Genomic DNA, 7728 nt, shown 5'->3' with positions numbered 1-7728 from the left:
GTTGAGCCTGGCGACGTCGACGCCGGCCTCGACGAGGTCGTTGATCCGCTCCGGACTGGAGACGGCGAGGGGCCGATGCGTCCCGCCGAGGCCGCCGCCGTCCTCGCCGGGATCGACGCGCGGCGGCCGTTCGACCTGGCCGTCGTGCGCGGGCGCGCGCTCGCCGGGCAGCTCGCCGCCGGTCCGCTCAGGGGCCGGCTGTGGACGTACCTGACCGACGTCCCGCAGTCGGCGGCCGAGTTCGACGGCAAGTCCAAGGGGGACCTGCGCCGCATCGCCGACGCGTCCCGCCTGCTGCTCTGCCAGACCGAGGAGCTGCGCGGCTTCCTGGAGGCGGCGGTTCCGGCGACGGCGGGCAAGAGCGTGCCGTTCCCGCCGGTCGTGGTCCTGCCGGACGGCCTGGAGCCGCGCGCGGCGGGCGCTCCGGACGGGATGCTCAGGCTCGTCTACACGGGCAAGTTCGCACCGCGCTGGAACACGCTGGAGATGACGCGCCTGCCCGCCCTCCTGCGCGCGCGGGGTGTGGACGCCGAGCTGCACATGGTCGGCGACAAGATCCACCATGAGGAGGGGTTCGCCGCGCCGATGAAGGCGGCCCTGGAGAGCGGGGACGGCGTCGTCTGGCACGGCGGGCATCCGCGTGCCGAGGCCATGCGGCTGACGGCGAGCGGCGACGTCGCCCTGTCTTGGCGCGACATCTCCATGGACACCAGCCTGGAGCTGTCCACGAAGGTGCTGGAGAGCGGTGCGCTGGGCGTCCCGGTGGTGCTCAACCGCAATCCCATGCACGAGCGGCTGTTCGGGGCCGACTACCCGCTGTTCGCCTCGTCCGAGAGCGATGTCGTCGACGCGCTCACGCTCATAGGCAAGAACCCCGAGCTCTACGAACTGGCCGCCGAGCGGTGCCGGGCCGCTGCCGCCGACTACAGCCTGGAAGCGGCCGTCCACCGGATGCGCGGCTACCTGGCCACGACGTTCCCCGCGCCACGGCGCGAGGGCAAGCTGAAGGTCGTCGTGGCGGGCCATGACCTCAAATTCTTCACCAAACTGCTGGACCACCTGCGGGACCGTCCCGACATGGAGGTCCGCCTCGACAAGTGGCCCGCGCTGAAGACGCACGACCCGGAACGGAGTCTCGAACTCGTCCAGTGGGCGGACGTCGTCATCTGCGAGTGGTGCGGCCCCAACGCCCTCTGGTACGCGCGCAACAAGCAGCCCGGCCAGAAACTGCTCGTCCGGCTGCACCGCTTCGAGCTCTACTCGGGCTGGCCCATGAAGCTCGACATCGACGCCGTGGACAAGGTCATCTGCGTGAGCCCCCACTACGCCTCCCTGACGCTGGAGGCGACCGGATGGCCTGAGGACAAGGTCCAGGTCATCCCCAACTGGGTGGACGACGAGCAGTTCGACCGCGTGAAGCTGCCCGGGGCGCAGCACCACCTCGGAATCATCGGGATCGCGCCGTCCCGCAAGCGTTTCGACCTCGCCTTGGACGTTCTGGAGGAACTGCGCCGCGACGACCCGCGTTACACGCTCTTCGTGAAATCCAAGCTCCCCTGGGAGTACTGGTGGATCTGGGAGCGCCCCGAGGAGCGCGAGCACTACGAGCAGGTGTTCCGGCGCGTCCGGCGGTCCAGAGCGCTTGCGGGCGGTGTCGTGTTCGACGCCTACGGGCGCGACGTCCCCGCGTGGCTGCGCCGGATCGGCTTCGTCCTGTCCACCAGCGACGACGAGAGCTTCCACCTCGCGCCCGCCGAGGGCATGGCCTCCGGGGCCGTCCCCGCGCTGCTGCCGTGGCCGGGCGCGGAGACGGTCTACGACACCCGCTGGATCCACGCCACGCCCGGGGACATGGCCGCCGCGATCGCCGCGTCCGTCGCCGAGGGCCGCTGGGAGGGCGAACGGGAGGTCGCCCGCGCCCAGGTGCGCGCCTCCTACGGGCTCCGGGTCGTCGAGGACGCCTGGGTCGACCTCGTTTTCGGCATCCGTTCAGCGGATGCGGAACTTTCGTCGACGGGTGGACGTCTCACCGACGGGAAGGATGATCGTTAGTCGGGGCGGCCCGGTCGGACCAGCCGTCCCGGGTGACGGCCCTCAGAGCGCGCGTCGTGCCGCGTCCGCGGCCCGCCCCGGCTGCCGCGGACCGTCTCGTCCGGCCTCCGGCCAGGCCGTCCGCCGCTTCCGGCGCGGCCCCCGGCGGGTTCCCGGAAGCGGTTTCGAGCACTTCTCGCGATCTGTGATACTTCGAGTCCGACGGCCGACGAAAGGGTGAGGATGGTTGCGGAGACCGGCGTGGGAGCCGAATCCCACGCGGAGATCGGCCAGGTCTGGCCGCGTGACGGCCACATCCGCATCCTCGGCACGATCGTCTCCGGCGGGGTGCCGGACGAGGCGCCCGTGGACGAGCCCTGGACGCTGCGGCTCACCTCCCGCGAGCGCCGCAAGGCCCCCGCGCCGAAGGTGACCGAGCGGATCGTGAACCGGCTCAAGCGGAGCGTGACCCGGTCCGCCGAGCGCACCCCGCCCCGGCTGTACTTCCCCGTCGCCACCGACGGCGCGCACTTCGAGGTCGTCGTCAGCGTCCGCGACCTGGCCGTCCGCGACGCGCTGCCCCGCGAGCACTGGGACCTGCACCTGGTGTCGGCGCGCGGCGGCCGCAGGCTGGCGCTGCGGGTCGGCCGGCACCACGACGACATGCCCGGCAAGAAGAAGATCGTCAACTTCCCGGAGCAGACCGAGGCCGGCGTCGCCGTCCTGCCGTACTACACCGACGGCGACCACCTGTCCGTCCGCTGCGCCCGGCGCGGCTCCGGCGAGTGAAGAGGCTCCGGATGAAGCTGACCTACATTCTCTTCAACGCCTACGGGATCGGCGGCACCGTCCGCACGGTGATCAACCAGGCGAACCGCATGGTCGAGCGGGGCCACGACGTCGAGATCGTCTCGCTGATGCGCTACCACGAGGACACGCCGTTCCCGCTGGACGAGCGGGTCCGGGTCATCCCCATGATCGACAGCCGGACCGGCGAGCACCTCGACTGGGACGCCTTCGACGGCGCCGAGGACACCTCCTGGCACGCCTCGTTCCCCGCCGGCGTCTCGGCGCAGCCGGAGCAGCGCCGCCGCCTGAACGCGCTGATCCGCTACCTGCCCACCATCGAGGACCGGATCGTCGTCACGACCAAGCCGTCCATCGACCTGTTCGTCGAGCGGTACACCGACCCCTCGCTGGTGCGGATCGTCCAGGAGCACACCAACTTCGACTACCACAACGCCGAGTGGCGCAAGGCGTACCACGGCATGCTGACGCAGATGGACGCCCTGGTCACGCTGACCGAGAGCGACCGCGTCGCCTACTCCGCCGAGTTCCCCGAGCTGCGGGTCGAGCGCATCCCGAACGCCCTGCACACCCTGGACGCCCCGCACTCCGACCTCTCCCGGACGCAGGTCGTCAGCGCCGGGCGGCTGGACGGCAACAAGGGCTTCGACATGCTGATCGAGGCGTTCGAGAAGGTCGTCGAGACCCACCCCGACTGGACGCTGCGGATCCACGGCGACGGCCCGGACGAGGCCAAGCTGCGCAAGCTCATCCTCAGCAGGCACCTGTACAACCACGTCTTCCTCATGGGCTCCACGCAGCGCCTGGACGAAGAGCTCGCCAAGGGCTCGGTCTTCGCGATGAGCTCCAAGTCGGAGGGCTTCGGCATGGTCCTCCTGGAGGCCATGAACTGCGCGGTCCCGGTGGTCAGCTTCGCCTGCCCGGTCGGGCCGCGCGAGCTGGTCACCGACGGCGTGGACGGCCTGCTGGTGCCCGAACGCGACGTCCAGGCCCTCGCCGAGGGCATCGTCCGCCTCATCGAGGACGAGGACCTGCGCCGCGACCTGTCCCAGGCCGCCCTCAAGAAGGCCGCCGAGTACGGCCCCGAGCCGATCGCCGACTCCTGGGAAGCGCTCTTCGAGTCGGTCTCCGCCGCCAAGTAGCCGCTCGCCTGCCGGGCCGCTGCCGGGCCGCGGGGTCTCCCGCCGGCCCACCGGCCGCCTCTGGCCCGCCCGCCGCTCCTGCGGCAGGCGGGCCTTCCACGTTCTACGCAACGCCTCCGTTTTCCGCATGCCTGCGGGCGCGTCTTTGCGAGCGGTGTGGGGAGAGAGGTGTGAGATGGCGGCCGGTTTGGGAAGGAGCAAGGCTGTGATGGCTCGTCGCGCGCTTCTCGGCATCGTGCTGGCGGTGGGGGCCGGAGGGCTCGCGGGGTGCGGCGACGGGAACGCGGCGGACCCCCTCGCGTTCAGGAGCGGCGGGTTCACGGTCAAGGACGCTTCGGTGAAGGACGCCTCGAAGGCCGGGAGCGTCCGGAAGAAGGTCCGCTACCGGCTCTACTCGGGGCTCTCGTATGCGGCCCGTCCGGCGGACAAGAGGCGGCAGACCCTGAGCGTGCGGGTGCCGGTGGAGATCGACGGGAGGCCCGTCGACTCCGGCCAGGCGCCGATCATGGTGGACAACACGGGCAGCGGGGTCACCTCGGTCACCGAGAACCGCGCCGCGCTCGCCGCCGGGTTCGTCGTGGTGACCGCGGGAGTGCGGGACACGGGCTGGAACGGGATCGTGGACCTGAAGGCCGCCGTCCGGTACGTCCGCCACAACCAGGGCAGGCTGCCCGGGGACGTGGACCGGATCGTCGCCGTCGGAGACGGCGCGGGCGGCGGGCTGGCGGCGCTGCTCGGGGCGTCCGCCGGGCGCGGGCAGTACGACGACGACCTGGGCAGGCTCGGCGCGGCCCCGGCCACCGACCTCGTCTACGCCGTCGCCGCCTCCTCGCCGGTCACCGGGCTCGACAAGGCCGATCTGGACTTCGACCGCAAGCTCGTGCTCACCAGGTACATCGAGCCGTCGGGCGCCAGGTACCTGAAGAAGCTCCCCGAGGACGACCGGGCCCTGTACCTGAAGCGCAATCCCTGGATCGGCTGGATGCACGGCCGCGTCTCCTTCAGCTTCGACGACTTCCTCGACCACGCGGGCAAGCGCAAGGCCGCGGACGTGGCGGCCGACCCGAAACGCGAGACCCCGCTCCGGAACGCCATGGACTTCGTCCGGCAGCGGAACCCGGACCGGGCCAAGCACTGGTGGCTGCGGGCGGGCACGGACGGCGGCGACGTCCCGATCACCGTCGTCGGCAACCTCGCGGTGGGCCTGGACGGCCTCGGCGACGACGTGGACGCGGCCGTCGAATGGGGCGACACCGGGCCCGACACCGAACCCGGCGCGGCGTCCGCCGCGGCCGTGGACTGGATCGGCCGGACCGCCGCGCGCCGTTCCCGATGATCTTCATGCGGACGCCACTATCCTTCGAGGTGGCGGCCGGAACCCCCACGGCGTGGGGCCGCCGTCTCCCCGCCAACCCCGCCTAGCACCACGGAGCAGGTTTGTCCGACGGGACCACCCTCGATGCCGTCCGCACCGCCGCGCCGAGAGGCGCCGGGCTCCGACGCCTCCTCCCCCCGCCACCCCGGCTGCGGACCGCCGGGCGGTTCCTCGCGGCGCACGCGCTCTTCCTCGCCGTCGCGGGCGGCGCGGTCGCGCTGCGGATCGTCACGATGCTCGGCTTCCCGTCGGTGTTCTGGTTCGGCGATTCCCGGACGTACCTGACGGGCGCCCTCGAACTGCGGCCCTCCACGCTCCGGCCGTCCGGGTACTCGCTGATCCTCGCGGCGGTCCGGCCGTTCGGCGGGTTCACCGGCGTGCTGGTGACGCAGCACGCCATGGGCGTCCTGATCGGCGTGATGGTCTACGCGCTGCTGCACCGGGCGCTGCGCCGCGGCCGGCCCCGGCTGTGGCCCTGGGTTCCCGGCGTGATCGCGTCCGTGCTGGCCCTGCCGGTGCTCTACGACGCCTACCAGATCCAGCTTGAACACATGCTCATGGCCGACGTGCCGTTCACCTTCCTGCTGGCCTGCGGCATCACCCTCGCCCTGTGGTGGCGCCGGACGCCCTGGTGGGCGGGCGCGCTGGCCGGGTTCCTCGTCGGCGCGGCGGCGGACGTCCGGTCGGTGGGGCTGCCGATGCTGATCGTCCTGGCGTTCTGCCTGGCCGTGCGGCGGGCGGGCTGGCGGACGGTGACCGCTACGGCGGTCGCGGGCGTCGTCCCGATGATCGGCTACCTGTTCTGGTTCCACTCCTTCCACGGCCAGTGGGCCTTCACCACGACCGACAAGGTCTGGCTGTACGGGCGGGTCGCCGGCTTCGCCGACTGCAACAAGATCCAGCCCGAGCCGGAGCTGCGGATCTTCTGCCAGGACAAGGTGATCCGCGACCCCGAGATCGCCGCGGCCTTCCAGGCCATGTGGACGTCCGACTCGCCGTTCAACCAGATGCCCTGGGAGATGGACGACCCCCGGACGAACGCGCTCGCCGGACGGTTCGCCATGGAGGCCATCAAGAAGCAGCCCGGCGACTACGCGGGCACCGTCTGGCGCGACACCTGGCGGACGTTCGACTGGAAGCGCGTGGACTACCCGAACCCGGGGACCGTCGAGGAGTACGACTTCCCCGCGGGCGGCTCCCTCCGGACGTGGAACGCCATGGCCGCCTTCGACTACGGCGGCCGGACGGCCGAGTCCCGCGTCGTGGAGCCGTACGGCGGCTTCATGCGCGACTACCAGCGCCACTACTTCCTGCCCGGCACGTTCGTCGGCATCCTGCTGGGCGCCGGACTGGTCGGCATCGCAGTGCGCTTCCGGCGGCTCGGCGGGACCGTCCTGCTGCCGTTCGGGGTCGGGCTCGCGCTGCTGGTCGTCCCGGCCGCGACCGCCGACTTCGACTACCGGTACGTCCTTCCGGCCACGCCGTTCGCCGCCCTGGCGGCCGGTCTCGCGCTCGCCCGCGACCCGCGCCGCGAGCCCGTCCCCGCCCCTGCCGGAGCCGTCGCGGACGTCCCGTCCGGCGAACCCGGGGACGTGGCCCCGGACACGCCGGACCCGAAGACCCCCGAGAAGCCCGAGACCTCCGAGAAGCCCGAGCCCGAGCCCGAGCCGGAGGAGGAGGAGAAGCCGGAGCCCGCGGAAGAGCCCGAACCCGGCGAGGACGAGAAGTCCGGCGGGGACGAGAAGCCCGGCGAGGACGAGAAGCCCGGCGAGGACGAGAAGTCCGGCGGGGACGAGAAGTCCGGCGGGGACGAGAAGCCCGGCGGGGACGAGAAGCCCGGCGAGGATGAGAAGCCCGGCGAGGGCGAGAAGCCCGGCGAAACCGAGGAGCCTGGCGGGGACGGGAAGGGGCGGGAGAAGGCGGACGCCCCCGGCCGGTGACCGGCCGGGGGCGTCCAGGGAACGGAGGGGATCAGGCGAGCGAGAGGCGCTCCAGCTCCTCCTGCGGGACCTGGGCCCGGGCCTCCTCGACGCGCCGCTCCAGCTTGCCCAGCGACTTGGTGTAGGTCCGGCTGGACAGCCAGAACTTGTAGATGATCACCAGCTCGAAGGCCATCATGCCGATGCCCGACAGCACGACCACCGGGATGATCGCGCCGGGGATGAGCGCGGCGACCAGCGGGGCGACGATGAACACGCCCATCTGGAACTCGATGCCGGAGATCAGGTGCGGGCGGATCCGGCCGCGCAGCAGCGCGTCGCGGACGCGCGCGTACCAGGGGAACTTCTTGTTGAACTCCGCCTGCAGCGCCACGTTCGGGTTGTCGCCGACGACCCGGTCCTCCATGTCGGCCTCGGGGTCGTTGCCGAGCGC

5 protein-coding genes and 1 pseudogene are annotated in these 7728 nt (G+C 71.9%); 5 read left to right on the top strand and 1 reads right to left on the bottom strand.

Annotation, left to right across the window (positions count from 1 at the left end; all coding sequences use genetic code 11):
- The 5 genes from AB0J52_RS19575 to AB0J52_RS19555 all read left to right on the top strand — a co-directional run.
- Positions 1 to 2052, top strand: a 2052-nt coding sequence (locus AB0J52_RS19575) for a glycosyltransferase family protein (RefSeq protein WP_500183018.1), incomplete at its 5' end; no start/stop codon positions are given.
- A 240-nt stretch (positions 2053 to 2292) separates the two neighbouring features.
- Positions 2293 to 2820, top strand: a complete 528-nt coding sequence (locus tag AB0J52_RS19570; RefSeq protein WP_500183017.1) for a hypothetical protein — start codon at positions 2293 to 2295, stop codon at positions 2818 to 2820.
- Positions 2821 to 2831: 11 nt separating this feature from the next.
- Positions 2832 to 3980 (top strand): glycosyltransferase family 4 protein, encoded by a 1149-nt coding sequence (locus tag AB0J52_RS19565; RefSeq protein ID WP_500183016.1) that lies wholly within the window; start codon positions 2832 to 2834, stop codon positions 3978 to 3980.
- A 208-nt stretch (positions 3981 to 4188) separates the two neighbouring features.
- Positions 4189 to 5316, top strand: coding sequence for a hypothetical protein (locus AB0J52_RS19560; RefSeq protein ID WP_500183015.1), 1128 nt, complete (start codon positions 4189 to 4191; stop codon positions 5314 to 5316).
- A gap of 101 nt (positions 5317 to 5417) precedes the next feature.
- On the top strand, positions 5418 to 7295 hold the full coding sequence (locus AB0J52_RS19555; protein WP_500183014.1) for a glycosyltransferase family protein: 1878 nt from the start codon (positions 5418 to 5420) through the stop codon (positions 7293 to 7295).
- A gap of 31 nt (positions 7296 to 7326) precedes the next feature.
- On the opposite strand, the pseudogene AB0J52_RS19550 reads toward AB0J52_RS19555, so the two are convergent.
- Positions 7327 to 7728: pseudogene (locus AB0J52_RS19550) on the bottom strand (CDP-alcohol phosphatidyltransferase family protein); the annotation flags it as partial.

Source organism: Spirillospora sp. NPDC049652 (assembly GCF_040675125.1).
GTDB lineage: Bacteria > Actinomycetota > Actinomycetes > Streptosporangiales > Streptosporangiaceae > Spirillospora.
Note: the sequence above shows the minus strand (reverse complement) of the source record. Positions and strands in the feature narration are given on the sequence as shown.

Coding starts and splice junctions, on each gene's coding strand:
- AB0J52_RS19560 (WP_500183015.1), top strand. CDS start 4,189: ATGGCTCGTCGCGCGCTTCTCGGCATCGTGCTGGCGGTGGGGGCCGGA.
- AB0J52_RS19565 (WP_500183016.1), top strand. CDS start 2,832: ATGAAGCTGACCTACATTCTCTTCAACGCCTACGGGATCGGCGGCACC.